The 24,494-nt window shown below is 44.1% G+C and carries 26 protein-coding genes and 1 tRNA gene; 2 read left to right on the top strand and 25 right to left on the bottom strand.

Translation table 11 applies throughout. The features are described from left to right. The 17 genes from rplI to rpsF form a co-directional block, all read right to left on the bottom strand. Nucleotides 1-444 (bottom strand): 50S ribosomal protein L9, encoded by a 444-nt coding sequence (rplI, locus tag ACFQ3J_RS16460; RefSeq protein WP_091159919.1) that lies wholly within the window; start codon nucleotides 442-444, stop codon nucleotides 1-3. Next, nucleotides 441-2,444: a DHH family phosphoesterase gene (locus ACFQ3J_RS16455; protein ID WP_251583193.1), complete on the bottom strand. Its 2,004-nt coding sequence runs from the start codon at nucleotides 2,442-2,444 to the stop codon at nucleotides 441-443. Before ACFQ3J_RS16455 ends, rplI begins: the two co-directional genes overlap by 4 nt. An 11-nt stretch (nucleotides 2,445-2,455) precedes the next feature. Next, entirely contained in the window at nucleotides 2,456-3,382 is a 927-nt protein-coding gene (locus ACFQ3J_RS16450; protein WP_244533476.1) for a DUF2232 domain-containing protein, read from the bottom strand. Next, nucleotides 3,379-3,681 carry a MazG-like family protein gene (locus tag ACFQ3J_RS16445; RefSeq protein WP_091160260.1) on the bottom strand — a complete coding sequence of 101 codons (303 nt, stop codon included), beginning with the start codon at nucleotides 3,679-3,681 and terminating at the stop codon, nucleotides 3,379-3,381. Before ACFQ3J_RS16445 ends, ACFQ3J_RS16450 begins: the two co-directional genes overlap by 4 nt. 130 nt (nucleotides 3,682-3,811) lie before the next feature. Beyond that, entirely contained in the window at nucleotides 3,812-4,243 is a 432-nt protein-coding gene (locus ACFQ3J_RS16440; RefSeq protein WP_091159914.1) for a CBS domain-containing protein, read from the bottom strand. 127 nt (nucleotides 4,244-4,370) lie between these two features. After that, nucleotides 4,371-5,468: an LCP family protein gene (locus tag ACFQ3J_RS16435; protein ID WP_251583140.1), complete on the bottom strand. Its 1,098-nt coding sequence runs from the start codon at nucleotides 5,466-5,468 to the stop codon at nucleotides 4,371-4,373. 254 nt (nucleotides 5,469-5,722) lie between these two features. Further along, entirely contained in the window at nucleotides 5,723-7,318 is a 1,596-nt protein-coding gene (locus ACFQ3J_RS16430) for an MFS transporter (RefSeq protein ID WP_251583141.1), read from the bottom strand. Between the two features lie 315 nt (nucleotides 7,319-7,633). Then, on the bottom strand, nucleotides 7,634-8,566 hold the full coding sequence (locus ACFQ3J_RS16425) for a D-alanyl-D-alanine carboxypeptidase family protein (RefSeq protein ID WP_251583143.1): 933 nt from the start codon (nucleotides 8,564-8,566) through the stop codon (nucleotides 7,634-7,636). Between the two features lie 412 nt (nucleotides 8,567-8,978). Then, a complete protein-coding gene (locus ACFQ3J_RS16420) occupies nucleotides 8,979-9,968 on the bottom strand; it encodes an ABC transporter ATP-binding protein (RefSeq protein ID WP_251583194.1) in 990 nt (329 codons plus the stop codon). Nucleotides 9,969-9,988: 20 nt separating this feature from the next. Then, nucleotides 9,989-10,966 (bottom strand): ABC transporter ATP-binding protein, encoded by a 978-nt coding sequence (locus ACFQ3J_RS16415; protein WP_251583145.1) that lies wholly within the window; start codon nucleotides 10,964-10,966, stop codon nucleotides 9,989-9,991. A 12-nt stretch (nucleotides 10,967-10,978) separates the two neighbouring features. Next, the gene (gene opp4C, locus ACFQ3J_RS16410; RefSeq protein WP_091159906.1) at nucleotides 10,979-11,902 is read right to left on the bottom strand and encodes an oligopeptide ABC transporter permease; all 924 of its coding nucleotides are present in this window, start codon (nucleotides 11,900-11,902) and stop codon (nucleotides 10,979-10,981) included. Nucleotides 11,903-11,914: 12 nt separating this feature from the next. Next, nucleotides 11,915-12,880 carry an ABC transporter permease gene (locus tag ACFQ3J_RS16405; protein WP_091159904.1) on the bottom strand — a complete coding sequence of 322 codons (966 nt, stop codon included), beginning with the start codon at nucleotides 12,878-12,880 and terminating at the stop codon, nucleotides 11,915-11,917. 74 nt (nucleotides 12,881-12,954) lie between these two features. Further along, nucleotides 12,955-14,724 (bottom strand): ABC transporter substrate-binding protein, encoded by a 1,770-nt coding sequence (locus ACFQ3J_RS16400; RefSeq protein WP_251583147.1) that lies wholly within the window; start codon nucleotides 14,722-14,724, stop codon nucleotides 12,955-12,957. 980 nt (nucleotides 14,725-15,704) lie between these two features. Continuing rightward, on the bottom strand, nucleotides 15,705-16,331 hold the full coding sequence (locus tag ACFQ3J_RS16395; protein ID WP_091159901.1) for a M15 family metallopeptidase: 627 nt from the start codon (nucleotides 16,329-16,331) through the stop codon (nucleotides 15,705-15,707). Between the two features lie 220 nt (nucleotides 16,332-16,551). Next, complete coding sequence (rpsR, locus tag ACFQ3J_RS16390) at nucleotides 16,552-16,824, bottom strand: 30S ribosomal protein S18 (protein WP_091159900.1); 273 nt, start codon at nucleotides 16,822-16,824, stop codon at nucleotides 16,552-16,554. 19 nt (nucleotides 16,825-16,843) lie between these two features. After that, entirely contained in the window at nucleotides 16,844-17,329 is a 486-nt protein-coding gene (gene ssb, locus ACFQ3J_RS16385; protein ID WP_091159899.1) for a single-stranded DNA-binding protein, read from the bottom strand. A 50-nt stretch (nucleotides 17,330-17,379) separates the two neighbouring features. Continuing rightward, the gene (gene rpsF, locus ACFQ3J_RS16380) at nucleotides 17,380-17,670 is read right to left on the bottom strand and encodes a 30S ribosomal protein S6 (protein ID WP_091159897.1); all 291 of its coding nucleotides are present in this window, start codon (nucleotides 17,668-17,670) and stop codon (nucleotides 17,380-17,382) included. Nucleotides 17,671-17,887: 217 nt separating this feature from the next. Here rpsF and ACFQ3J_RS16375 point away from each other — a divergent pair, with 217 nt between their 5' ends. Then, nucleotides 17,888-18,082 (top strand): YjzC family protein, encoded by a 195-nt coding sequence (locus ACFQ3J_RS16375; RefSeq protein WP_091159896.1) that lies wholly within the window; start codon nucleotides 17,888-17,890, stop codon nucleotides 18,080-18,082. Between the two features lie 480 nt (nucleotides 18,083-18,562). Here the strand turns inward: ACFQ3J_RS16375 and ACFQ3J_RS16370 are convergent. The 4 genes from ACFQ3J_RS16370 to ACFQ3J_RS16355 form a co-directional block, all read right to left on the bottom strand. Beyond that, nucleotides 18,563-18,654, bottom strand: a tRNA-Ser gene (locus ACFQ3J_RS16370). A gap of 51 nt (nucleotides 18,655-18,705) precedes the next feature. After that, entirely contained in the window at nucleotides 18,706-18,918 is a 213-nt protein-coding gene (locus ACFQ3J_RS16365) for a DUF951 domain-containing protein (protein ID WP_251583150.1), read from the bottom strand. Then, nucleotides 18,908-19,987: a mechanosensitive ion channel family protein gene (locus ACFQ3J_RS16360; RefSeq protein WP_251583152.1), complete on the bottom strand. Its 1,080-nt coding sequence runs from the start codon at nucleotides 19,985-19,987 to the stop codon at nucleotides 18,908-18,910. The genes ACFQ3J_RS16365 and ACFQ3J_RS16360 overlap by 11 nt, the downstream gene beginning before the upstream one ends. Next, the gene (locus tag ACFQ3J_RS16355; protein WP_091159858.1) at nucleotides 19,987-20,262 is read right to left on the bottom strand and encodes a DUF3343 domain-containing protein; all 276 of its coding nucleotides are present in this window, start codon (nucleotides 20,260-20,262) and stop codon (nucleotides 19,987-19,989) included. Before ACFQ3J_RS16355 ends, ACFQ3J_RS16360 begins: the two co-directional genes overlap by 1 nt. A gap of 106 nt (nucleotides 20,263-20,368) precedes the next feature. On the opposite strand from ACFQ3J_RS16355, the gene yyaC reads away from it, so the two are divergent. After that, nucleotides 20,369-20,974 (top strand): spore protease YyaC, encoded by a 606-nt coding sequence (yyaC, locus tag ACFQ3J_RS16350; protein WP_251583154.1) that lies wholly within the window; start codon nucleotides 20,369-20,371, stop codon nucleotides 20,972-20,974. Here yyaC and ACFQ3J_RS16345 read toward each other — a convergent pair. The 4 genes from ACFQ3J_RS16345 to ACFQ3J_RS16330 all read right to left on the bottom strand — a co-directional run bounded on the left by ACFQ3J_RS16345 (nucleotide 20,949) and on the right by ACFQ3J_RS16330 (nucleotide 24,451). Continuing rightward, entirely contained in the window at nucleotides 20,949-21,449 is a 501-nt protein-coding gene (locus tag ACFQ3J_RS16345; protein ID WP_091159855.1) for a DUF4446 family protein, read from the bottom strand. The genes yyaC and ACFQ3J_RS16345 overlap by 26 nt on opposite strands. Before the next feature lie 45 nt (nucleotides 21,450-21,494). Then, complete coding sequence (locus ACFQ3J_RS16340; protein WP_251583156.1) at nucleotides 21,495-22,667, bottom strand: aminotransferase class V-fold PLP-dependent enzyme; 1,173 nt, start codon at nucleotides 22,665-22,667, stop codon at nucleotides 21,495-21,497. 181 nt (nucleotides 22,668-22,848) lie between these two features. Further along, nucleotides 22,849-23,697 carry a ParB/RepB/Spo0J family partition protein gene (locus tag ACFQ3J_RS16335; protein ID WP_091159852.1) on the bottom strand — a complete coding sequence of 283 codons (849 nt, stop codon included), beginning with the start codon at nucleotides 23,695-23,697 and terminating at the stop codon, nucleotides 22,849-22,851. Further along, nucleotides 23,690-24,451 (bottom strand): ParA family protein, encoded by a 762-nt coding sequence (locus ACFQ3J_RS16330; RefSeq protein WP_251583158.1) that lies wholly within the window; start codon nucleotides 24,449-24,451, stop codon nucleotides 23,690-23,692. The genes ACFQ3J_RS16335 and ACFQ3J_RS16330 overlap by 8 nt, the downstream gene beginning before the upstream one ends. Between the last annotated feature and the right edge of the window lie 43 nt (nucleotides 24,452-24,494).

Here is a 24,494-nt window from a genome sequence, read left to right as displayed (position 1 = left end):
TTATTCCTCCGTTACTTGGACCTTGAGCGTAGCTTTGACATCAGGGTGGAGCTTAACCGGAACCTGAGTCACTCCCAAGTTACGGATCGGCTCGTCCAGTTCAATTTTGCGTTTATCCACTTTGAAGCCTTGCCCTGCAAGTGCTTCTGCAATCTGCTTGCTCGTAATCGCTCCGAATAGGCGTCCGCCTTCCCCTGCTTTTGCCTTCAGCACGGTTGTTGCCTCTTCCAGCTTCTTGCCGAGTGCTACCGCGTCGTCCTTCTCCTGCTGCTTGCGCTTCTCTTCAGCCGCGTTCTGGTTCTCTAGTGTTTTCATATTGCCATCGGTAGCCGCACGTGCTAAACCTCTTGGCAGCAAAAAGTTAGAAGCATACCCTTCGGATACCTCTTTAACTTGACCTTTTTTCCCTTGACCTTTTACATCTTTTATAAAAATGACTTTCATTCGAACAACCCCTCTTCCTTCTCGATTTCAGCCAATACTTCCAGCAGTTTTTCTTCTGCTTCCCCAATTGACATTTCCAGCTGTACGGCAGCATTGGTCAAATGACCTCCGCCTCCCAAGCGTTCCATGACAACCTGTACATTCATCTTGCCGAGTGAACGGGCACTAATGCCAATCACGCCATCCGGCCGTTCACTGACGACAAATGAAGCAACGACATCCGTCATGTTGAGCAGCGAGTCGGCTACCTGTGCAATAAGAAGCTGCGGAATCACCTGTCCGGGCTCCGTCACAGCGACCGCAATATGCCCATACATCATTTTAGCATGTTTTATGATCTCTGCTTTCGCAATATATTCCTGTAAATCTTCCTTCAGCAGCCGCTGAACCAGCATGGAATCCGCACCGTTTCTACGTAAATATCCGGCCGCCTCAAACGTTCTTGATCCGGTGTGCATGGCAAAATGCTTCGTATCCACCGTAATTCCGGCCAGTAATGCCGTCGCCTCGAGTGGTGTGAGCTGCAGCTTATCATGAATATACTGCAGCAGCTCTGTAACAAGTTCTGCTGCAGAAGATGCATACGGCTCCAGATAGATCAGCACAGCATCGTTGATAAATTCCTCACCTCTGCGGTGATGATCTACCACAACAACCCTGGAAATGGAGTCCACAAGCTTCGGCTCAATCGTCATGGATGCCTTATGTGTATCCACCACAACGAGTAAGCTATGCTCAGTCATCATCTGCATCGCTTCCTCAGGCAGAATAAACGCCTGCATCAGCTGCTCATCCTTCTTCACCTGCTCCATTAAACGATCAATGGATGGGTTCGAAGAATCAAGCACAATATAGCACTCTACATGGTATAGATTAGCAGCTTTCCATAGTCCAATGGAAGCGCCGATCGCATCCATATCTGGCATTTTGTGCCCCATAATGAAGACACGATCGCTCTCCTGCATCAAATCACGCAGGGCATGAGCAATCACTCTCGCTCTGACCCGGGTTCTCTTCTCAACCGCATTGGTCTTGCCGCCGTAAAAAGAAAGCCGTTGTCCTGCCTTCACCGCGGCCTGATCACCGCCCCGGCCAAGCGCCATATCAAGGGATGACTGAGCCAGCTCACCCAGCTCCCTTATATTCTCTGATCCGAATGCGAGTCCGACGCTCAGCGTCATCGGTACTTTCAGATCGGCCGTCATCTCCCGAATATTGTCCAGTATGACAAATCTGCTCATCTCCAGCTGCTGAAGCGAGCTATAATGAAGCACCATCAGATATCGTTCGGACGATAATCTTCTTAAGTAGATATGATAATCCTTAGCCCAGGCTGTGATTTCACTGGCAACACGGGCAATGAGTGCCGTACGCTGCTGATCATCCATCCCCTGAGAGGCTTCATCCAGATTATCGAGCATAATGATGCCCAGTGCAATTTTTTCATTCTCGTATTTCTCTCGCAAGGTGGCGAGCTCTGTTATTTCATAAATGTAAATGAGTCGTTCTTCCGGATAATGAAACAGCTCATAGACCCGATCTAGTGTCTGATACTCAAATCTGATTTCATGAGCGCTCCCATGAGCACTCTCCTTGTTGCCTTCCTTCTTATCCTTCTGCTTGAAGGGAAGCTGCGGAAAAAAAGAAGTCAGCTCACTCCCGATCAGCGTCTTCTCTTCAAACATTCTGGATACATAAGGATTATGCCATTCAATTGAACGATCCTCACTATACAGCACGATTCCAAGCGGGATGCTCGCAGATACTTCGCCTTCAATTCTTTTGATACGAAGATTCAGACTGCCCATGTAATCGACCAGTTCTCTTCGAAATACGAACTCTTTCTTGACCATGATATATCCGAGCAGAGCGATAAGAACGAAGCAAACCAGACCCAGCGGCCAGTTATAAGCAACCAGAAATGCATCCAGTATTAATAATAAAGCAAACGCCCAGACGGTCTGATAACCGTGCCAACGCTTTAACAGAAATTTAGGCATCATGGTTCATCCTATCGTTTTGGTTTCGAAATGGCTTCACGGAGAGGGAAGGCAAGGTCTATGATTCCGATAATCCGCATGGGTCCAATCAGAAACGTGGCTACAGCGAGCAGATATGGAATGACCGGATGCCATGCTCTCGCGTGTGCAGCAAAAAAGAAAAATCCGATGGCTTGAATCATGAAGCAGAAATTAATCAGCGGTGAAAAGTTAAGTGCAATCATCGTCAGAAAGCTATTTTCTGTATTGCTAGCTACCAGCTGAAGAATAATCCCCAAGAAATAGTACCATATCAATGACCTCGGTAATCTCCACTCACGTATTGGCTTGAGCTGGTTCACCCGAACTCCCATGCGGCCAAGAATAGGACGGGCAATAACATGGGTTAGAGAAGCCATCACCAGTGAAGTAACGATAAGCGCAAAAGGAATCATCTGAACAGTGGCGCTGCTTACCGCCTCCGCCATTTCTTCATCCATAACCAATCCATTCGTCAAGGCGTTGTTACCACCCGATTCAGTTACCGGAGTCATCGTAAACTCAATCGTTTCACGAATATATTCAGAGAAATCAATTTGAAACAAGGTTGTGCTAATCAGAAGCAGCAGCAAAAATTCAGCTAGAATTGTACCTGTGCCAAGCACCAAGGTGTTTAACGCAGGCTTTTGCTTCTTATAACAATGCCCGATAACAATTGCTGGAATTAAGAAAAATATCCCGAAAATTAAATAAATCGGACTTATGATTAGCCCAATCAAGAGTACAGGTATAACGTGTACTAAGAATGACTTCAAATTTAATGAGGTATAAAGTATAACCCCTGGCAAAATAATCAGAAACACACTAATCACTGTTAAAGGAGTTAACAGAGATAATAATAGAAGCAGATAGATAAGACTCCACACAGCTGTTTTCCAGCGGAATTTCAAAATGTTCACCTCTTACGCATATGGTCTTCGAGAGCGGAAATGTCCTGGTACCAGTCCTCAAGCTGGTGACCTTCCTTCTTGTGGTTCCTAAGCTTCTCAACGAGCAGGTCATCCATATCTCTAAACGATATGCCGAGCCTCCGTCCAAGAATATAACTACTCATGATGAGACTCGCAAGGCTATCACTTATTCGAGCGTTGCTGCCTTCCCATAAAGCCTTGAACAATCGTGACACTTGATCCAGCACTTCGGTTTTCAGCCATTCAATCACTTTTGCGCGCTTTGCGACATCTAGTTCTTTTGGCATGCTCATGCTCGTCACACTCCCGTAAAATGCTTTATTCTCCATTATAGCATAAGGGAATACCCATAAAAAGGCGACCTGCGGTCCTATAACTTATAGGATGTAGTCATTCTCTTATGAATATGCCTCCAAGTTATAAATTCACATCTTTCACTGAACCTCTGGACATGACATCTTCACAATACTCAATGATCTGGCTCCGTCTCACGATACCGATGAACCGCTGCATATCATCCACGACAGGAACGAAGTTCTGAACCTTCGCCAGCTTAATCAAATCCTCCATATTGGCATCAATGGATACAGGCTTGATATGTAAGCGCAAGGGTACATCCTTCAGCACATATTTTGAAGCGTTTTCAAATGTAATCTCTCCTCTGGAATTCTTCATATGCCACAGCAGATCGCCTTCTGTCACCGTGCCTTCGTATTTACCATCCTTGCTGAGAATCGGTACTGCTGTAAATCTGTGATATTCCATTCTTTCAAGTGTTTGTCTGAGCGTTGCATCCGAGGTTACTGTCGCAACCTCCTGTTTGGGAAGCAAGAAAAAAGCAATATTCATATCGAGTTATTCCTCCTCTTTACACACAATTATGAGAACAACTTCTTATTCCATTATATTCATATAAGACAACAAAATCAGCACCCGACTAAAAGAATGTCGTTAGTGCTGATTGTCGTACATCTATTTATTGGGACTGAGAAGATGCAGTTTCGTTGTTCTCTGTAACATTGCTCTCGGTTTCGTCTTCTTTATTAAAATCTTCCGGTTTGAGCAGCGTTTCTTCCGTTGTATTCGGATCAAGCCAGTTCGCAATCATTTCTTTCGAATACTCATAGTATTTCTCGTCAACTTCGGTATAGAATATACCGTCATCCTTTCTTACCCCTTCACCCATCATTGTGAAACTTAAAATTTCCGGGTTTCCTTGTGTAAGCACCTGCTTGGCGAGGTTAATAATTGATGTAGGATGAAGGTCGGTCTGGAAGTTATCTCCCATAATATCAAACAGCTCTGGAATTTTGGAAATTTGACTCACGTTCAGCATGCGGTTTGCTACAGCATTCAAGAAGATCTGCTGTCTTTCTGCACGTTTAAAATCGCTGTCTTCGCGGTAACGGATATAGTATAATGCCTCTTCACCGCTGTAGACCGGTTTACCGCCTTCGATTGTAAATTGCACATGATTCGGATTTTTATTAACGATATCTTCTGTAATCGGGAGCTCTACGCCGCCAATGGCATCCACAACCTTCTGTATAGCCATAAAGTTGACTGTCGCGTAATTATTTACCTCATATCCGAGGAATTTCTCAACCGTGTTGATCGACATCTCCTCTTCACCAAAGGCAAAAGCATGGGTAAGCTTATCGTAATCATTCATGCCGTCCTCATCCGCATCATGTCCAACAATCTCCACATAAGTATCGCGGGGAATGGAGACGAGCAGAACCCGGGATTCCTGAGGGCGAACCACTGCGTAAATGACGGTATCTGAGCGGCCTCGAGTCTTCTCATACGGTCTTGCATCCGTACCTAACAGCAATACAGAGAAAGGCTCATTCTGATATACAACAGGTTCAGCATTGGCGCTTCCAGATGGTTTATATGATTTTTCAAGCTGGTTCTCTACCGTGCCTGATAAGAATAGATCAAAAGCGGCTAAAGCAATCTGTTGACGGAACGGATAAGCGACCGCGACTATAACGACAAGAGTCAGGAGGGTGATGAGTAAGCCTCTTCCTCTCCTCTTTCTACGATACCTGTTTCTGCTTCTAGATCTCATAGTTCATTCCTTCTCTATTGGATTTGTAGATTCGTCTTATGTGAAAGCAACGTCATAACAGTATAATCAGGCATGCTTCGCCTTAGTAAAAGTCTCTCTATTATGATGGCCTATTATTTTTCATCCTGCAACTTGTACATTTTGCTATATTACCATAATAATCAGAAGTTAGGCATGCTGCAAATTGTCATATTTAGTCGAAGAAGAAGCCCTTTCCGAGGAAAGAGCCTCTTCTCTTACGATTTTAACATTTCTTATAGATTCGATATCTCTGTACTCTGGTCCCTTTGGCTTCTCTTCTTGCTGCGAATTTTTCCTGTCACTAGTGTTGCTGCTGCCGTAAGGACACTGAAGATCAGAGCCGACCAGAATAATCGACTGTATCCTTGGTTCACGGTCAGTTCAAGTGCCTGTGTTAAGGCATCCGTGACGGAGGCATCCGGAATTGAAGCGAAGGCTTCACGAATGGAATTGACATCAGTTGTAGCCATCTGCGTTTCCCCCATATATTGCTGCAGTACAGCGGGATCTGCCTGAATTCCCTCTTCTGCAAAACTCGCCTCTATGTTGCCACCAAAGCCTGAGAAGGAACGAGCGAGAAAGCCCGCGAATACGGTGGGTGCGATTGCCATCGCCATTTGCCGGAACAATGAACTGGTTGCAAGCGCAATGCCGCGTTCTGAGTCCTTGGCATCCTCGGTAATGAGCACATTGACCGGCGCTCCCAGCATCACACTAAATCCAAGCCCGACAAACAAGCTTGAAATAACCATTTCCCATAAGCTGTCGACCCATAGCGCAAAGAGAAGAAATCCAAACGCACTTATTAAACCGGCTACAGTTAGTGTCCAGATAGGCCCTTTCCGATCTACATACATCCCGCCAAGCACGGAGCCGGCACCAGCAGCAAGTGCGAGCGGAGTAAACCAATACCCGGATGCCGTGCTGGATACCCCAAGATACTGCTCAACGAATCCCGGAATGAAAATAACAGACGCCAGAATCGCACCCGAAAAAAAGGCAATGAGCAGGGTCCATAAAAAGGCCGGCACTCGAAGCATTCGGGTTGAAATCACAGGACTTGCTCCCTGGAGCTCCATTCTTTTTTCCCAATAATAAAATAGAATCAGCATGATCAGCCCGCCAGCTAAATATCCATAAAATCCAGGCTCACCCATGCTGCTGAGTATACTGACTCCCTCAAGATTGGTGAAGCTGAACATGACGCCGAGCACCCCTAAGGAGAGAAAACTGACACCGATCCAATCCATCTTCGCTGTACTCAGCTCCTGCTCCTCATGAATGAACTTGTAGCCAAGAAGCAGTAGAAGAATCGCTATCGGTACATTAATGAGAAACAGCCAATGCCAATTGCCCGTAAGCTGAAGCAGCAGAGAGCCCACATTGGGCCCCAGTACGGCAGCTACTCCATTCATCGCACCAAGCATCCCTAGCGCCCCTCCTTGTTTTTCTTTAGGGAAGGTACTGAGCACATAAGAGCTAGCAATAATAAATATTCCGCCACCACCTAAGGCCTGTATAATCCTTGCAGCCAGGAAGAGGGTGAAATTCGGGCTCAACGCGACGAGCAAAGATCCAAGCCCAAATAAAGCAACTTCAATCATAAACAGCTTCTTCCGCCCGTATCGATCCGACAGCTTGCCTGCTATCGGTACGCTTATTGCCAGGCCTAGTGTGTACAATGTAATTGTCCATGCTCCCCAGTTCGGCGATACACCGAATGAGGCGTTCAGTGTTGTTAAAGAGGAAGTAATAATGCCATTATCCAATGCCGCCATAAATACACCGACCGCAAAGATAATGAGCGGCCATTGTAATTGCTTTTTCATCCATATCCCTCCGAAACCTAGGATTATAACTCACTGTCCATAATTAACCCAAGAGTCAATTATTATCATACCCCTATAAATCCAAAAGTAAAGAAAAAATGATGTGAATGAATCAATTTTATAAATCATTAAATTAGGTAAATTTCAAACTATATATACCCTTGATATAAGCAGCTAAAGGTATTATGAAATTGATTCAAATTTAAACATATATAAAAAAAAAGAGCGAGGTGTCTCTCCTGCTCTTCCTTACTCATGCCTATACTATTGTAGCGACGGTCCTTCTGTCCTTGGTTCGGATATCGTTCAAAAATGTTATATTGTTCGTTCGACGGCCAGCCGAAGTGCCATTGCCCACTTCTTATGCCATTCTCCTGTTGTGTATGCGTGTGAGTATCCGTAGTTTAACAGATCTGTTGCTTCGTTGAATCGTTGTTCCTGTGATTCGGCACCAAGCACGACAGCAACAAGCCGCTTGCCGTTCTGCTCCGCCGTACCTGCATAACAATATCCGGCTTCCTCGGTATAACCTGTTCTGAGACCGTCTACTCCTTCATAGGAGTAAGGTCCACTGATCTCCTCCAGCATCCAGTTGGTATTGCTCATGTAGAGTCCTTTACCCTTTAATTCGACTTGCGGACGGCTTGCCATCTTCAGGATTTCCGGATGCTCTTGAATGAGGTGTGCCGATAATACGGCGATATCATTTGCAGTCATATAATTTTCTTTAGGGCCACCTGATAAGGAAGTGTTTCCTGTCACATTATTATAAATCGTATGAACCGAGAGTCCTAATTCCTTCGCTTTGTCGTTCATTCTGTCGATGAATACTTCCTCTGTTCCCAAGGCGTGCTCAGCAAGAGCAACAATCGCATCATTCGCGGAATATACTGATACGACCTCAAGCAATTCTCTTACCGTAAACTGATCGCCTGGGGCAAGCGCCACCTGCTGCCCTTGTACTTCACTTGCATTTTGGCTGATTTCAACTGCTTCAGTCCAGGAAATATGTCCTGCTGAGAGTTCATCCATAATAATCAGCTGGGTCATTAATTTGGTGATACTTCCTGTTGGCAGTGGAACATCACCGTTCATATTCATAATGACTTCTCCTGTATTTACGTCCATCACCAATGCAGCATTTGATTGAATGGCAGGCTTGCCTACTAAGATTCCTGGTCTGATGATAATAACAAACAGCGCTAGAATAATTACCATTACACTACTTCGCAGGATCCATTTTTTCATATAGCTTGTCCTCCATTCTTCTCAAAATATGCCGCATTCGATATGCCCGAAACTTGATTTACTTCTACTAGATAGATTGATCTCAAGACTCCTGTTCTAAGCCGTAAGGCTCACATCAAGTAGTTACGGATAGTTCTTCAATTCAATCTATATAACTAATTAAACACTTCTATATATATAGACGTAGGAAATGACAATTTTGTCTGCATTTTTTTAAATTTTTTTCTTGATTTTTTATTCCAATTTTTTACTCCTTCAAAAATAGCTCCTATTTCTATTCACATACATTTGAAAATAGAAAAGAGCATCATCTCCTTTAGCCCCTAGGCATATGGAAATGATGCTCCAACAATCCAACATATGATATTATCCGTACGTAAGCAGGACCCCAAATCCACACTTTTGACGTGATTTATGCGAAATGACAAGCGACATAGTGGTCATTCCCCATGTTGCGATACTCTGGAATATCCTGCTTGCAAATATCCGAAGCGAGCGGGCAGCGAGTATGGAACTTGCAGCCTGAAGGCGGATTCGCCGGGCTTGGGATATCGCCTTTCAGCACAATTCTTTCCCGTTTGATCGTCGGGTCTGGAATTGGAACAGCAGACAGCAGTGCTTTGGTATAAGGATGTAGTGGATTCTGGAATAGTTCATCCTTACTTGCCATTTCGACCATCGAACCCAGATACATTACTCCGATCCGATTGCACAGATGCTCGACAACACTAAGATCATGGGATATGAACAAATAAGTGAGCTGCTTCTCTGCCTGCAGATCGCTCAGCAGGTTAATGATTTGGGCCTGAATCGATACGTCCAGTGCGGATACAGGCTCGTCCGCCACGATGAAATCAGGATTAAGGATGAGCGCGCGCGCAATGCCAATCCGCTGACGCTGTCCGCCTGAGAACTCATGTGGGAAGCGATCGTAATGATAGCTCGACAGACCACAGATGCGAAGAATTTCTTCTACACGCTCCCGCAGCTCTTTTTTCGGGATAAGCTTGTGATCCAGCAGTGCCTCACCAATCGCTTCTCCGACTTTAATCCGTGGATTCAGTGAGCTGAATGGATCTTGGAATACAATCTGCATTTGCGGACGAATGCTTCTCAGCTGCTGTTTAGACAGCTTATGGACATCCTGACCTTTAAAAAGAACACTTCCATCTGTTTTCTCCAATAGACGAAGTATGGTTCTGCCGATCGTACTCTTGCCGCAGCCAGACTCGCCGACTAGTCCAAAGGATTCGCCTTTATAGATCGTAAATGATACATCATCTACCGCTCTTACATCCCCGACATGGCGCTGGAATACACCACCTGTGATCGGAAAATACTTCTTGAGGTTTTTGACCTCCATAAGCGGTTCTGCTACACTACTTGGTCTTGCTTCCGTCATTGTCGCACTCGTTGCTTCTGTCATCTTACCTTCGCCTCCTCCTCGTACAGCCAGCAAGCCACTTTATGTCCTTGCTCATCCTTTTGAAGCGGCGGCTCCTTCTCACGGCAAATACTCATACAGAATTCACAGCGATCATGGAAGTGACAGTTGTTCTCCAAATCCACGGGGTTAGGTACCTGTCCTGGTATGGAATAGAGACGCTCCTGTCGTTGGTTAATAATTGGTTTTGCTTTAAGTAATCCTTTGGTATAAGGGTGCTTTGGTTCTCTGAACAGCTCATATACGGAAGCTTCCTCGATGACTTTACCGGCATACATAACGACAACGTAATCTGCCATCTCGGCAACAACGCCAAGGTCATGTGTAATGAGCATGATCGAAGTATTGAACTTCTCTTTAATATCCCGCATCAGATCGAGAATCTGTGCCTGTATTGTTACATCAAGTGCTGTTGTCGGCTCATCGGCGATCAGCAGCTTAGGATTACAGCTTAGGGCAATCGCAATCATAATCCGCTGCCGCATCCCTCCACTCAGCTCATGAGGGTAGGAGTCCACGATGACCTCCGGACGCGGAATCCCGACGAGGCTGATCAGCTCAATGGCTCTCTTGCGTGCTTCCTTCTTATCCAGCAGCTGGTGCAGCATGAGCGGTTCACTGATTTGCTCCCCAATCGTGAGAACGGGGTTCAAGGAAGACATCGGCTCCTGGAATATAATCGATATTTCATTGCCGCGAAGCTTGCGCATTTCATTATTACTCAGTTTCAATATATCTCTGCCTTCGAATAAGATCTCGCCTCCAGCCGAGGGAACCTCCAGTAAGCGCATAAGTGACATCGCCGTCACGCTCTTACCACAGCCTGATTCACCAACGACACATACGGTCTCGCCTTCTCGTATAGTAAAGCTGACGTCATCTACGGCTTTGACGATCCCGGCGGATGTATGAAAATGCGTTTTTAAGTTGCGAAATTCTACAAGTTCTTTTGCCATGTTCGCATCTCCCTACTTTTTCATTTTAGGATCGAGCGCATCACGAAGCCCGTCACCGATTAAGTTAATTCCAATTACAGTTACCAAGATACATACCCCTGGTGGAATCCAGACCCAAGGTCTTTTACGAAACTCAATCAGACTGTTGGCATCCGATATCATATTGCCCCAAGATGGAGTAGGAGGCACAACGCCCAGTCCCAGGTAACTCAGTGCAGATTCACTTAAGATCATGCTTGCTACAAGCAATGTAGAGGATACGATAATGATCGGGACTGTATTCGGAATTAAATGTCGGAATATTTTACGTCCATCCCGAAGTCCGAGCGCCTCTGTTGCCTGCATAAATTCTTGCTCACGCAGAGATAGAATCTGGCCACGTACCAATCTTGATAGAGTTGTCCATCCCATCACACCCATAATCAGGATAAGGAAGTAAACTCGATTATCCGGATGAACCTTCAAATCGGACAAAATCGCACCCATAATGATCAACAACGGTAACGAGGGAATCGCCATGAAGATTTCAGCAACACGCATAATGATCGTATCTACAAATCTTCTATAGAACCCTGCCAAGGCACCGAGTACAGATCCGAGCAGAACGGCAACAAAGGTGGCTACAAATCCTACCAATAACGATATTCTGCCGGACAACATAATTCGAAGCAGTATATCCCGGCCGAGCTTATCCGTACCGAGCCAGTGCTGTGCATTCGGCGGCTGGTTCTTGTTCGCTACAGAATAGTCTGTCAAGTTATACGGGGACATCATCGGACCAAACACACAGAACAATACCATAAATACTAAAATGAAAAGTCCCATTACCGCGAGCCGGTTGCGAGTAAATCGACGTAACGATATACGCCACGGAGAATCTGGCCGCTTAACTGGAACTTGAGTATTCGACTTAAGGGGTGCAGCCTCAATCGCCAATGTAATCTCCTCCTACTTTAACCTTATTCTAGGATCTGCAGTTCCATAGAGCACATCCGACAGCAGTGTACCTATTAAGGTTAGTGCCGAGATGAAGACTGTGAAACCAAGCATAAATGGATAATCCCGCATGCTTATTGACTCCATATACACTTGTCCAACACCAGGCCATACGAATATTTTTTCAAGGATAATGGCTCCTCCAAATAAGCTCGGAAGTTCAAATCCCATTAATGTAATGGCAGGAAGCATGGCATTACGAAGCGCATGCTTGAAGATAACGGTTCTCTCTTTCAGGCCTTTAGCACGGGCCGTACGAACATAGTCCTGCCGAATAACCTCCAGCATGCTTGTTCTGAAATATCGAGTCAGCGTTCCTGTACTCAGCATTGTCAACACGAGTATTGGCAGGAAGCTATGATTTAGAACATCTAAAAAATATGCCCAAATTGACATATTAGACGCTCCAGCTGAACTCATTCCCCCTACAGGGAACCACCCCAGATCAACAGAAAGAAACTTAATTAATACGAGTCCAATGAAGAAGGAAGGAAGCGACATACATAGGAACACGAACAAAGTTACGATCTTGTCAAAGAATGAATATTGAAATTTCGCAGAGAATACACCGGTAAATACGGCAATAATCCAGCTTAAGATCATACTAAAGAATGCAATAATAAAGGAATTCCACACATAATCTCCGATAACATCAGTAACAGCCCGCTTATGCTGAAGCGATTCACCCATGTTACCTGTAATCATATTACCTACCCATGTGAAATACCGTTCTACAGGGGGTTTATCCAGACCATATATTGCTCGCAGCTGAGCCGCTCTTTCTTCCGTCATCTGCGGATTTTGCTGTGATGTGATAAAGTCTCCAGGCACCAATGCTGTTATGGCAAACAAGATAATGGTGATTCCGATCATCGTCGGAATCATTTGCAGCAGCCTCCGGATAATGTACTGCTTCATAATATTCCTCCCGGTTAGAAAAGTAGATAAGCCCAGCCCTTGCCAGAGCTGAGCTTATCATCATGCTGATTTAATTATTCTCCGATTTCGGCTTTGTACAGATCAATAGTAAAGTCTTTGTAAGGTGTAATTTCTAGTCCGTTGATGCGGCCATTGATTGCCCAGCCGTCACGTCTTTGGTACATCAAGATATCCGGAATTGTTGCATTAAGCTCTTGATATGCCTTAGCGTAAATTTCTTTACGTTTCTCGAGATCAAGTTCTGCCTTACCTTGTGCAGCCAGCTCGTCATAAGCTGGGTGAGAGTAACCAAGACGGTTCTGTGCACCATCCGTAGTATATACGGTTGTATCAGGATCTGGAGTCAAGCCCCATGCCATGAAGAACATCTCGAAGTTGCCTGCTTGTGCTTTTTCAGTGATAGCGTTGAAATCAAGCACTTCAGCTACCACTTCAATGCCAAGCTCTTCATAGTTTGCAGTTAGAATTGGAAGAAGTGCATCTACTACGACGTTATCCGCTGTAGCAGAGAAATCGATTGTGAATTTCTCACCGTCTTTCTCGCGGATACCATCAGATCCTACAGTCCATCCTGCTTCATCTAGAAGTGATTTTGCCTTTTCCGTGTCAAACGCATAGGCTTCAATTCCCTCTTCTGTGTAAGCCCAAGATTGCTTGGATTGTGGAATATTGATAACATCGGCAAATTTACCATATACCGCTTCTACAATCTCAGCACGGTTGAGGCCATATACCAATGCTTGACGGACTTTTACATCCGAGAATTTCGGACTTGTATGATTCATACCGATATATCCATATCCGTTAGTAGGGAAGATATTCAGATCCAAGAATCCAAGGAGCTGAGCCATTTCAACATTATCTTCATCTACTGTGAGCATATCCATATCAATTTCACCGGACTCCAGCATTGCAAGTCTTGTTTCGTCCGTAGTCGTTTTGTAAATTACATTTTTAATTTTTGGAGCTCCCAGGTGATAATCTGGGTTTGCTTCAAATACAACTTCTTGGCCTGGCGCAAAGGATTTCATTACATATTGACCGGAGCCAATTGGCTTGTCATTCAGTGCTTTAACCCCATCCAGGTTGCCTTGGGTATAAGGTTCACCATAGTAATCAGAAGGGATGAACGGAACTCCTGCCAAGTATACTTGTGTCAAAGCTGTTGCTTCCGTAACTTCAACTTCGACAGTATGATCATCAACAATGGTTACACCCGAAATTTCATCGGCTGTACCATCATAATACTCCTGTCCACCTTTAATTTTCCAAGAAAGTGGATCGGATTGACCATCATAGCTGCTGTCATGGTACATTTTAAGAGCCAAGTAATAGTCGTTTACGGTTACTGGAGAACCGTTCGTGTATTTCAGATCCGGCTTCAGCTTGAAGGTATATTGCAAACCGTCTTCGCTAACCTCGATGCTTTCTGCAAGTCGAGGAGAGTAGGTTCCATCAGCATTGATACCTTGGAAGGATTCAAAAATAAGATCATTTACCCAAATATCGTAGGTTGTACTTGCAAAGATAGGATTAAAAATACCTGCAGGAGATGTAATCCCTACAATCAGAGTGTCAGTACGGCTTGTTGCTGTCCCTGGATTCGCGGACATGTCTGTCGCTTCAAACAGACCATCGTTTTGCGTAGCATCTTCTGCTGCTGGTTCTTCTGCCGGCTCTTCTGTTGTCTCTGCCGGTTCCGTTGTTTCTGCAGGTGTTTCCCCCGTCGCTGGTTCTTCAGCTGTTGATCCGCCGGAGCATGCTGCCAGCACAGTTACCAGCATGAGCATGATCACAAGCATTAGCGAAAATCTCTTTCTCATGAAAATCCTCCTCGTAAAATTCTATAATGCTTCTTGCTTATAAATTATCAGGATAATTATGTATGAATATTTATCCATGAATAATTACAGAGGTGAGTACATTTAATCATGATGCACTGTTGTGTGATGAAAGAAATAGAGCGAAAATGCTAGTTTGTATAATGTTAGAGCGAAGTGTATAGTGAATAATGTTTAATTTATGATGGCAAGTCTCATAAGATGCGGACTTCTCTAGTTGTGGAATGGAGCTAAAATGATCATTCGATGGTCTTACAGCTTATTGCTAAGTCTATGAGGTCGAAATGTGAAAAATGTAGGAATTTTTATACCAAAGGTCAATAAATGTAAGACAGACCTACATTTTCAATTCCGAATAAGTTATTGTAATAATACGTGTAAATATTACTAACGTCAATAATTTTTTCATACTTTTATTAAAAATGTAGTTTAAATGTTTCGTGACGGGGTATATAGGCCTGTTTTTATAGATCTAAACATCTAGATTGTGAGGCGAATTTTCTCCGTAAAACATCTGGTTTTTAGATAAAACTTGACATATAGTTTACGTTTATTAATTGATTATAGCTAAATTTAAAATTATTGTGTAATGTAATATGACATATATATAACTTTGTAGATTTGAGTATGTCTGCTATGATGATTCTGTAAATGAGGTAGAAAGTGGAATTATGCTATAGATAAGCGTGGTTCTGTTCCTTCAACTTAAATTAACAGGTGCTTTATACTTCTATTATATTTGTAGATTATAATAGAACTTTTTTCCTATTATACAATTATCTTTATTAATTTCAAGTCAAAAATGATGAATCTTGTGAATAAATCAAAAAATGATTGGGGTTGCTATATATTCATAACATTCTACGAAAAAAGTAAGCTCTGCCTATATGCAGAGCTTACTTCTCCTAAGATTATTTACTTCTTCCCTATCACATGAAACCGTAAAATGGCTGACTGCTATGTTATTCACTTGCTTCCAGATCTTCTGGTTCGAGCTCATATCCTGGTGGTCTCTTCCCGCGTTGTAGTTCAGCAATACTATAGCCAAAATCATACTGAAGATGCGGATAATCAGGGAAATTGACCCAGTCTCCGCCCCACTCAAATCCAAGACTTTTGGCTATGGTGACCACTTCCATCCAATCAGATTCACCATTATTGTTCCCATCATACTCCAAGTCCCATATCACTTTGTCTTCAGATACCCGAATCGCAAAATCAATCGCAAGTCCATAGTTATGATAAGATTCTCCTCCCCTTGCAGAGGTGACAATCTGTCCTTCCGTCGATCGTCCTTGCTCATACAGCTCATTTTGCCTCTCTTCGCTGCGGTGACCTTCTGTAATCATAACTTGTATGCCTTTTTGCTTCGCTAACTCCACTAGCTGAGATTTCTTCGCTGCCACTTCCGGATGGAGTTCGGTTACCTGCTTGGGTTCCTCCGCTTCAAACAGATGAGTAGGACTTCCCCAATCTATATTAAATGATTCCGTTTGAGACATATAATAGACAAGACCCAATACTAGAAAAACAAAAACAATGGGTCCGCTTGATCTTCGCTTCTGTTTGTACTGCCGCTGTTTGTTCATATTCACTCCTCAAGCTTTTACATATATACGTCTTCTTGAATCACTTCTGACTACTACTTTCCCACTAGATATCTGTTCGAATCCAACATTCTACCATCACAATTATCTAGACAATCTATGTATTCTATTATATTCGTTCTACCATTCAAGGAACAACCCTACAAAAAAAAGGACAGCCTGCTAAGTAGCAGACTGTCCTTCCCCTTCACTGAATCGTTAACTATTCAGTTGTGTACGGAAGCAATGCGATTTGACGGGAGCGTTTGATTGCAATCGTCAACATGCGTTGGTATTTTGCGCTTGTGCCTGTTACACGACGTGGCAAAATTTTTCCGCGCTCACTGATAAATTTACGAAGCAGATCCGTATCTTTATAGTCAATGTGAGTAATTTTGTTAACAGTGAAGAAGCACACTTTACGACGTTTGTTACGGCCGCCGCGGCGAGCCGGTCTTTTATCGTTGTCTCCGCCTTCTCTTTGTTTGAAGCTCATGCTATTCAGTCCTTCCTAATTAAAATGGCAAATCATCATCCGAAATATCAATCGGTTTTCCGTCATCGGAAAAAGGATCCTGATTGTTCCGTGAGAAATTGTTATTGCTATTATTCCCGCGGCCGCCGCCTCCATAAGAAGGCTCTTCACGCATACCACCACCGTTATTCGCGTTTCCGCCATCACGGTTGGATTCCAAGAAGCGAACGTTATCTGCAATAACTTCAGTTACGTATACACGCTTTCCTTCGTTATTCTCGTAGTTTCTTACTTGGATGCGCCCCTCGACGGCTGTCAAACGGCCTTTACGCAAATAGTTTGCGCAAGTCTCCGCTAGCTGTCTCCAGGTAACGACCGGTATAAAATCAGCTTCTCTTTCCCCGCCTTGGCTTGTAAACGGACGGTCTACAGCAATTGTAAACTGCGTTACGGCTACCCCTGCAGGCGTGTATCGCAATTCTGGGTCACGAGTTAACCGGCCGATCAGAATGACTCGGTTTAACAATCTAATCCCCTCCTTCTGAGCGTAGTTCTTACAAAATCACTTGAAACGAATTAAGCAACAACGTCGTTCGTAATGAGATAACGAATTACTTCGTCAGAAATTTTCATGATACGTTCCATTTCAGAAACGACAGCTGGCTCAGCGTTGAAGTTAACCAACACATAATGACCATCACGGAATTTCTTGATCTCATACGCAAGACGGCGTTTACCCATTACGTCGTGTTTTGTAATTTCACCACCGCCGTTGGAGATGATGCCTTGGAATTTTTCGACTGCAGCTTGAACAGCTTCTTGTTCAATGTCAGGACGAATAATGTACATCACTTCGTATTTGCGCATATTAGCACCTCCTTATGGACTTAAGGCCCTCAAGTCATCGCTTAAGAGCAAGGAACGAGATTAAACTCGCACCATATCATTATACCATTTTCATTAATTGAGTGCAAGCACATGTTCTGTTTTACCAATGATGATCAGACATGAACATACGAGAGACTGCGCACAATAGCCAATGTGGCACATATTTTTGATCAGAACAATGAAGGAGGAAATTCAAATGGGTGAAAAAACCGAATTTGAACCAGGGGATAAAGCTCCTAATGATGGAGAATACACGGAGATCGGTGAAAGAAGCTTCCATACCGAGATCAACGATCCCAAGCGGATCAAGCTTAAAAAAGGGGAGGCTTTCCCTGAAACATCGAACCATAATCGGAAATGGAAGAAGCTGACCAAAGCCCGAGTTCACTAAACAGCTGAGTAACAAGGCAATCCGATTTTTTATGTTTATAATATGCTGAACATTAACCAACCCAAACTTTACTAATTGTAATCCAGATTATATTTCGTTGATACGGATATAATACAATCAAGGCAGTGCTTCACAGAGAGGTGTGGTTCCGTTGGATGATTTGAAGACAGAGCCGGACTATTCATTTGAAGGAGGGTCTTTAACGTGGCGATAGAAGCGGAAGGTAATGTGCAATTGATGAAGTAATGATGGATTCAGATGCACTGGTATTGCGTAGCAGTACACCGAGCTTCTAACTGAAGCTGTCGTAAAAGATGTTTTCTTTAAAAAAATGCACTGCCCCCCATAAAGGGCCCGAAAGGGTCCTTTTTTGGTTGCGATCTTAAACATTTCTTAAGCATAACGCTCGCTTCCATAACGACAAAAGACCCCGCATAAAATGCAGGGCCTAATCTCTATATATATAACAGTTAAATGGTATGGCGGAAAGAGAGGGATTCGAACCCTCGCACGCCGCGAGGCGCCTAACTGATTTCGAGTCAGTCCCCTTATAACCTCTTGGGTACCTTTCCGCAGTATTTTATATTATACACTTTTCCTTGTCCCTTGGCAAGTATCGTTTGCTATTCTTGTCCTTGCGGATCCTCAGCTGAGCGGAGTACTTTCTTAAAGTTCTTTTCAAACTTTGGGCGTGGTACAAGTACACTATGTTTGCAGCCTACACACTTAATTCGAATATCCATCCCCATGCGGATAATTTCCATCTCATTGCTTCCGCAAGGATGAGGCTTTTTCATCTGAACGATGTCCCCCAGATTAAACACTTTACGCTCCATTCGAACCATCCCCCGTATTCTCTTCATTGGCTGCGGCGGCTTCCAGTTCAGCAAGCCTCACGCTCTCCTTATATTCCAGCGCTTCTTTTACATCCATTTTTATTAAACGTTCAACTTCATGATTGGCATTGGGCAGACATTCTGCCACTACTCGAATCACATATTCAGCGGTTGTCATGGATTGTATGCCAACGACCTCCGGCACCATTAGGACGTTGCTGTTACGCTCAGGGAGATTCTGGACCGCTTCCTTAACCATTCTCATGCTCTCACCTAGCTGCTCTTCGCCCTTCATTGGTATATCCACAACCGCCCGGGAATTGGCCATTGAGAAGTTAGTTACCGTCGTAATGGTACCATTAGGGATAATATGCACTTCTCCTGTAAAACTAACGATCTTCGTTGTTCGAAGACCAATGACCTCAACTGTCCCCTTCAGCGTTCCTGATTGAACAACGTCGCCTACCGCGAACTGATCCTCTAATATAATGAAAAATCCGGTTATAATGTCTTTGACTAAGCTTTGCGCACCAAAACCGATGGCTAACCCGAGTACTCCGGCGCTGGCCAGCACTGGTCCAAGATTCACTCCCATTTGAGATAGAATGAGCAGTACAAGAATGAAGTTACATACGATAGAGACCACATTTTTTAGCAGCTCCCCTACCGTGTTTACACGTCTCTTATTGATTCTGATTCTTCTCTCTGACTGACGATTCAACAGCGACCGATCAATGACATTATGAAGTACCTTAATCGCGATTCGCGTAAGTATAAATACAATTATAATCTGCAGCGCGATTCCTGCGTAATGAATCCACATATTTGTATCCGTGAGCCAGTCCCAAAAAACATCACTTAAGCGTTTGGCTTCATCAACTGATCCTTGAACAGCTTCCCCTACATTTTCAGTGAGTGTTCCCTCATCGGGAGTAGTTGCAGGATCCGAAGCAGTTCCTCCTGTATCTGTACTTCCTTCATTTGGTGCAGCGCCTTCTGTTCCAGAAGTCTCCTCCGGTGTTTCATTTGTTTCGGTTTCAGGAGCAGCTCCTGATGCTTCAAACCACATTAATACTCCTCCCCTTCGTGTTCACACCATTCCACTTGTATATATTCAGCACCTTTCTTTTCATAGATGCCGCGAATCTCTACTTTTTCACTCACGATGATTTGATTAACATGTCTTAATTCTTCCGCTGGAAACTGGATGGACAGTGCGCAGCCTGCCGTTATTTGTTTCGGGGTAGGATAGGTGTCAATTTCAATTCCTGCATATTCGAGCAGCATTTCTGCGCGAAGAGCCTGCTGCGTTGAATCAAATGAGATGGTAAGCCACAACTCCATCCTATACCTCCAGTCTATGAATACGAAAATGCCCCAAGTATAAAAACCAAGCTTCTTCCATATACTATTTACTACTAATCCAAGCACGAAAGGAAGATAGTGCGCTATGAATCGGATTCCAAAAGCGATAAATTTGCAGGACATGCCTGGTTTAAAGCTGCAGCATACCGATCCGGGAGTACATTCAGCTATTATTCATCGTTTATTATTCCACCTGTTTGAGGCACCTAATCACAAAGAGGTTGTTATCGTATGCATTGGCACCGACCGATCTACAGGCGACTGCCTGGGCCCACTTGTTGGAACAGCACTATCCGAGCATAACAGCCCATTCTTCCATCTCTATGGGACGCTTGAAGATCCGGTTCACGCCATGAATCTCCAAGATACACTCACCATGATTTACAGCAAGCACAGAGATCCATACATTATCGGGATTGATGCCTGTTTAGGGCAAGCCTCCAGTGTGGGATGCATCCAGGTCGCTTCAGGTCCCCTTAAACCTGGAGCTGGTGTAAATAAAGAACTGCCGCCGGTAGGCGATATCCACTTAACAGGAATCGTCAATGTCGGCGGCTTTATGGAATATTTTGTTCTGCAAAACACTCGGCTAAGTCTTGTTGTCCGGATGTCCAACATTATTGCAAATAGCCTATATGCTGCGCTTGTAGAATGGCATAATCGCTCTACTCTGCTTGCCGTGCAAGAATAATGGCTTCCTTCTCTTCGTTTGAGAGCGTGTATGTGGACTCTCCCCCTTGAAGGGGCTTGGCATATACGTATGAACCATCTCTATTGTAGAGTCCGGTTAGGACAAGTCCATCCTCTTTCTCGTTCAACATGGCAATGGAGAAGCTGAGATCTGCTCCACGGTCACCATAAGCATTATACCGTTTAATACCCATTTTTCCTTGGATTCTATCAAGTTTTTTATTCATTCTGGCTACCCTATCTCTGTTCTCACCTTGCTCGTCCTCAATGGCATCCATTTGTACCTTCAAATTCAGTAGTAAAGACTCTAAATCTTCCACACCCGTACTGGACATAAATTTGTTGTAGTTTTTTCGCAGTTTACTGACTTTTGCGGTCTGAACCATCAACATGATCAATAAAATAATCATTACCAATACAATCCCAAACACAATCAAAGGCAGTTGTTCCAGAATCAGCTCATTAATCTCTGTCATTTATTGCTCCTACTCCTAACGTCTTCACGTTGTTCTTTTTGGGATTTATGCCAAATCCTCATCCACAAGCTCACGAACTGCAGCAAGCAAGGTGACTACTTCTCTCTCATTAGAGTTTACACCAAAACTAGCTCTCACTGCACCTTGCTTCGCTGTACCTGCGCTTTCATGGGCGAGTGGAGTGCAATGATACCCCGCGCGAACCGCAATTCCGAATTTCCTATCTAATTTAAAGGCCAGCTCTGCAGAGTCTAGCTTTTCGCTATAAAAAGCCACAAGTCCACTTCTCGGTTCTCCCAGGCTTGGACCGAGTATTTGAATGCCTGGTATTTGGGCCAGGCCCTCCATCAGCAGCTGCGTCAGTTTCCATTCATGAGAATATATTTGCTCTGTTGTCATCTTCAGTACATAGTCTACACCTGCGCCTAATCCGGCAATACCTATCGTATTGGGTGTCCCCGATTCATAACGATCCGGCCTTACGGTTGGCTGATCGATCGCTTCTGATTGACTTCCCGTTCCACCGTGGACCAGGGGTTCTAAATCGATAGAGGGATGAATGTACAGCCCTCCGGTACCTTGCGGTCCTAACAATCCTTTATGACCTGGAAAGGCCAGCATGTCTATTCCCATTCGTCTAACATCAATACCCAGAACACCAGCGCTTTGCGCGGCGTCAACGAGAAAGTGAACCTGATGTTCTTTTGCAATCCGTCCTATCTCTTCAAGAGGCTGAATGCTCCCTAATAGATTTGAGCTATGAGATACAACGATAAGCTTGGTATGATTTCGAATCGTCTGTTCTAACATTGAAATGGAGATTTGTCCATGATCATCAAGGGGGAGATAATCCACCTCCACCTGCTTGTGCTGTCTCAAATACTCAATCGGTCTTCGGACAGAATTATGCTCCATCATGGTGGTGATAATATGATCACCCGAATCCACGATTCCTTTGATCGCCATGTTTAATGCGAGTGTTGTGTTAAAAGCATACACAATATCATTCGGGTTATGAATATTGAACAGCTCTGCCAGCTTTCTTCTTGTATTAAATAATACCCTGCTGGCTTGTACAGCCATATAATGGCTTCCCCTGCCTGGGTTGGCTCCTGCCATCTCCATCGCCTGCAGCATGGCTTCCCTCACCGATTCCGGTTTCGGCCAAGACGTCGCAGCATGGTCTAAATAGATGATGTCTTCTCTGTTCCCCTTCATATGTCAGCCCTCCCTAAACACAACAAATGACATACCTCATCTTCCCTTTACGGTAAGAGGACGATATGTCATCTCATACGAACACCCTTCATTACCTTGCCTATCCTTTGATCGCACCAGAGAATCCATATTCAGCTTCAAGTAACCTGAAATTCTGTTTACAAATCGTTGGTCTGAATAGCTACTGCAATTGCAGCAGCTCTAGTAATCTTTCCAGATCCTGTTGGCTGTAATAGTTAAGCTCGATTTTGCCTTTGTCTTTGTTGGCCTTGATCTTCACTGTGGTTTGGAATCGATTGCGCAGGCTTTCTTCTACATTTTCAATATAAGGATCTCTCTTCTTCGGTTTAATCTTCGCTTTTTGATCTTCATTTTTGCGATCCAACTGTTGCACGGCTTCTTCTAACTCACGTACACTCCACTGTTGTTGAATGCATTGCTTTGCCAACTCTTTGACGACCTTCTGTTCCTTGATGCCAACAATGGCTCTCGCATGTCCCATGGATAATGTTCCACGTGAAACATGATCCTTCACTTCCTCGGGTAGCGCTAGCAGGCGTAAGAAATTGGCGATATGGGATCTTGATTTGCCCACCTTCATGGAAAGCTCTTCTTGCGTGAGGGAAAACTGATCCATCAGTCCTTGATATGCAACAGCGACCTCCATTGCATTCAAATTCTCCCTTTGCAGATTTTCGATCAAGGCAATTTCCATCACCTGTTGTTCCGTGAAGTTTCTTACGACCGCAGGAATGGTAGATTTGCCACAAAATTGGGATGCCCGAAAACGACGTTCTCCTGCAATAATTTCATACCCCTTCAGCACACTTCGTACGATGATGGGTTGAATTACACCATGCTGTCGAATCGATTCAGCTAACTCTTGAATGGAATCTTCATCAAACGATTTTCTAGGCTGGTAGGGATTTGCTCGCAGCTGGCTCAGTGGTATTTCCACAATCTTGTCATCTTCGTTAATCGAAAGCGAAGGTATAAGTGCATCCAAGCCTTTACCCAAACGCTTACTCATATGAGATCACTTCCTTTGCCAACTCTAAATATACTTCAGCACCTCTTGATCGAGGGTCATAAGTAATGATGGACTGACCATGAGATGGAGCTTCACTCAAACGTACATTCCTTGGAATAATCGTCTGATACACTTTCTGTTGGAAATACTTTTTCACTTCTTCAATTACTTGTATACCTAGATTAGTACGCGCATCGAACATCGTCAATAACACACCTTCAATTTGCAGTGAGGTATTCAGATGTTTTTGTACAAGCCGAATGGTGTTTAACAGCTGACTCAATCCCTCCAGGGCATAGTACTCGCACTGAATAGGAATAATGACGGAATCAGATGCTGTTAACGAATTAATGGTGAGCATGCCCAAGGATGGAGGGCAATCAATGAGGATATAATCATACTCGTCCTTCACGAGCTGCAGTGATTTCTTGAGTCGCACTTCACGGGATATCGTTGAAACTAGTTCAATTTCTGCACCTGCAAGCTGGATTGTAGCAGGGATAATATGCAGGCCTTGAATATTTGTCTCTACAATGGCTTCTCTGGGATGAATCTCTTCAATAAGTACATCATAAATGCAATGGGCTACATCTGCTTTGTTAATACCAACCCCACTGGTTGTATTCCCTTGGGGATCTATATCTACGAGTAGCACTCGTTTACCTAACGAGGCCATCCCCGCACCCAAATTGACGGAAGTCGTAGTCTTCCCTACTCCGCCCTTCTGGTTTGCTACGGCAATAATCTTCGACACTTCGTTCACCTCAAATATAGAAGTCATTCCTTGGGGTATGAGA

The organism is Paenibacillus provencensis (assembly GCF_042678545.1).
Taxonomy (GTDB): domain Bacteria; phylum Bacillota; class Bacilli; order Paenibacillales; family Paenibacillaceae; genus Paenibacillus; species Paenibacillus provencensis.
The sequence above is the reverse complement of the archived record's forward strand: the minus strand, read 5'-3'. Positions and strand labels throughout refer to the sequence as shown.

Coding starts and splice junctions, on each gene's coding strand:
- ACFQ3J_RS16335 (WP_091159852.1), bottom strand. CDS start 23,697: ATGAGTAAGCGTTTGGGTAAAGGCTTGGATGCACTTATACCTTCGCTT.
- ACFQ3J_RS16425 (WP_251583143.1), bottom strand. CDS start 8,566: ATGAAAAAATGGATCCTGCGAAGTAGTGTAATGGTAATTATTCTAGCG.
- ACFQ3J_RS16430 (WP_251583141.1), bottom strand. CDS start 7,318: ATGAAAAAGCAATTACAATGGCCGCTCATTATCTTTGCGGTCGGTGTA.
- rplI (WP_091159919.1), bottom strand. CDS start 444: ATGAAAGTCATTTTTATAAAAGATGTAAAAGGTCAAGGGAAAAAAGGT.
- ACFQ3J_RS16365 (WP_251583150.1), bottom strand. CDS start 18,918: ATGGAGCGTAAAGTGTTTAATCTGGGGGACATCGTTCAGATGAAAAAG.
- rpsR (WP_091159900.1), bottom strand. CDS start 16,824: ATGAGCTTCAAACAAAGAGAAGGCGGAGACAACGATAAAAGACCGGCT.
- ACFQ3J_RS16375 (WP_091159896.1), top strand. CDS start 17,888: ATGGGTGAAAAAACCGAATTTGAACCAGGGGATAAAGCTCCTAATGAT.
- ACFQ3J_RS16405 (WP_091159904.1), bottom strand. CDS start 12,880: ATGAAGCAGTACATTATCCGGAGGCTGCTGCAAATGATTCCGACGATG.
- rpsF (WP_091159897.1), bottom strand. CDS start 17,670: ATGCGCAAATACGAAGTGATGTACATTATTCGTCCTGACATTGAACAA.
- ACFQ3J_RS16435 (WP_251583140.1), bottom strand. CDS start 5,468: ATGAGATCTAGAAGCAGAAACAGGTATCGTAGAAAGAGGAGAGGAAGA.
- ACFQ3J_RS16415 (WP_251583145.1), bottom strand. CDS start 10,966: ATGGCAAAAGAACTTGTAGAATTTCGCAACTTAAAAACGCATTTTCAT.
- ACFQ3J_RS16445 (WP_091160260.1), bottom strand. CDS start 3,681: ATGCCAAAAGAACTAGATGTCGCAAAGCGCGCAAAAGTGATTGAATGG.
- ACFQ3J_RS16395 (WP_091159901.1), bottom strand. CDS start 16,331: ATGAACAAACAGCGGCAGTACAAACAGAAGCGAAGATCAAGCGGACCC.
- yyaC (WP_251583154.1), top strand. CDS start 20,369: ATGAATCGGATTCCAAAAGCGATAAATTTGCAGGACATGCCTGGTTTA.
- ACFQ3J_RS16345 (WP_091159855.1), bottom strand. CDS start 21,449: ATGACAGAGATTAATGAGCTGATTCTGGAACAACTGCCTTTGATTGTG.
- ACFQ3J_RS16360 (WP_251583152.1), bottom strand. CDS start 19,987: ATGTGGTTTGAAGCATCAGGAGCTGCTCCTGAAACCGAAACAAATGAA.
- ACFQ3J_RS16340 (WP_251583156.1), bottom strand. CDS start 22,667: ATGAAGGGGAACAGAGAAGACATCATCTATTTAGACCATGCTGCGACG.
- ACFQ3J_RS16400 (WP_251583147.1), bottom strand. CDS start 14,724: ATGAGAAAGAGATTTTCGCTAATGCTTGTGATCATGCTCATGCTGGTA.
- ACFQ3J_RS16455 (WP_251583193.1), bottom strand. CDS start 2,444: ATGCCTAAATTTCTGTTAAAGCGTTGGCACGGTTATCAGACCGTCTGG.
- ACFQ3J_RS16440 (WP_091159914.1), bottom strand. CDS start 4,243: ATGAATATTGCTTTTTTCTTGCTTCCCAAACAGGAGGTTGCGACAGTA.
- ACFQ3J_RS16420 (WP_251583194.1), bottom strand. CDS start 9,968: ATGACGGAAGCAAGACCAAGTAGTGTAGCAGAACCGCTTATGGAGGTC.
- ACFQ3J_RS16355 (WP_091159858.1), bottom strand. CDS start 20,262: ATGGAGTTGTGGCTTACCATCTCATTTGATTCAACGCAGCAGGCTCTT.